Raw genomic sequence first — 1,645 nt, forward strand, 5'->3', positions numbered from 1 at the left:
CTCTTTGACCCGATCACCATTGGCGCCCTCTCCCTGAAAAACCGCGTCGTCATGGCGCCGCTGACCCGCTCGCGCGCCGTTGGCGAAGGCCGCGTACCGAACGCGCTGATGGCCGAGTATTACGCCCAGCGTGCGTCTGCCGGCCTGATCATCAGCGAAGCGACATCGGTGACCGCACAGGGTGTGGGCTATGAAAACACGCCGGGCATCTGGTCCGACGAACAGGTGGCCGGCTGGAAGCTGGTGACTGAAGCCGTGCACGCCAAGGGCGGCAAGATCGTGCTGCAGCTGTGGCACGTCGGCCGTATCTCCGACACCAGCCTGCTGAACGGCGACGCGCCCGTGGCGCCGAGCGCGATTGCAGCGAACGGCAATGTGAGCCTGCTGCGCCCTGCGCGTCCATACCCTACCCCACGCGCGCTGGACACCAGCGAGCTGGCTGGCATCGTCGCCGCTTACCGCAAAGGTGCCGAGAACGCGAAGAAAGCCGGCTTCGACGGTGTGGAAATCCACGGCGCCAACGGTTATCTGCTGGATCAGTTCCTGCAAGACTCCACCAACAAGCGTAACGACCAATACGGCGGCTCGATCGAAAACCGCGCCCGCCTGATGCTGGAAGTGACCGATGCCGTGATTTCGGTGTGGGGCGCCGGCCTGGTCGGCATGCACTTGGCGCCGCGCCGCGATGCGCACGATATGGGCGACTCCACGCCGGCTGAAACCTTCGGCTACGTGGCACGTGAACTGGGCAAGCGCAAGATCGCCTTCATCGCGGCACGCGAAGCGGTGGGCGACGATTCCCTTGGCCCGCTGCTGAAGAAAGAGTTCGGCGGTGTCTACATCGTCAACGAGAAATTCACCGCAGAGAGCGCGCAGAATGCGCTGGCGGAAGGCCGCGCTGACGCCATCGCCTGGGGCAAGGATTACATCGCCAATCCGGACCTGGTGCGCCGCCTGCAAACCGGCGCCTCGCTGAACGCGCAGCGTCCGGAATTGTTCTACGGTGGCGGCCCCGAAGGCTACGTCGACTATCCGGCACTGGAGGCTTAACCCTCACCGTGGGGTCAGACCCAAGGGTCTGACCCCACGGTGTGACCCCATTTAGGGGCTAGCGCGGGATGCTGTAGGTCACGGGGTAAAACTCATACCCCTTGCCATGCGCTCGGATGTGGCCCAGTGCCGGGAACGGCAGGTGGGCCGCGCCGAACAGATAGCCTTGCTTGGCCGCTTCGGCAAAGGCGGCCTGGCGCTGCGCCAGCGCTGCCTTGTTGTCGGTGTCGAAGGCAATCGTTACGGTCGGATCTTCGAACTGCACTTCGGCGCTGTGCAGCAAATCGCCCATCAGCACCAGCTTCTGGCCTTTACTCTCCACCACATAAGTCGTGTGACCCGGCGTGTGGCCGTAGCTGGACGAGGCGCGTACGCCCGGCACCAGCTGGGTGCTGCCTTCAAACGGCTTGAACTTGCCGGCGCTCGCGTACGCCGCGACGGAATCCATCGCGCCCTGGAAGAAGCCTTTCGCATCCGCCGGCGCCTTCTCCTGCTCCTGTTTGCTCAGCCAGTAATCGGCATCGCGCTTGTCGACGCGCACCACGGCGTTCGGGAAAGCCGGTTTGTTCAGCGCGCCTAAACCGCCCACGTGGTC

General features: G+C 64.4%; 2 protein-coding genes. One reads left to right on the top strand and one right to left on the bottom strand.

Translation table 11 applies throughout. The annotated features are described in order from the left end of the window. The coding region (locus tag AB4Z11_RS31060; protein WP_442029939.1) for an alkene reductase at nucleotides 1-1,050 on the top strand (1,050 nt) is incomplete at its 5' end. A gap of 58 nt (nucleotides 1,051-1,108) precedes the next feature. Here AB4Z11_RS31060 and AB4Z11_RS31065 read toward each other — a convergent pair. Next, the coding region (locus AB4Z11_RS31065) for an MBL fold metallo-hydrolase (RefSeq protein ID WP_442029941.1) at nucleotides 1,109-1,645 on the bottom strand (537 nt) is incomplete at its 5' end.

This window comes from Pseudoduganella sp. RAF53_2 (genome assembly GCF_052113985.1).
Lineage (GTDB): Bacteria > Pseudomonadota > Gammaproteobacteria > Burkholderiales > Burkholderiaceae_D > Rugamonas.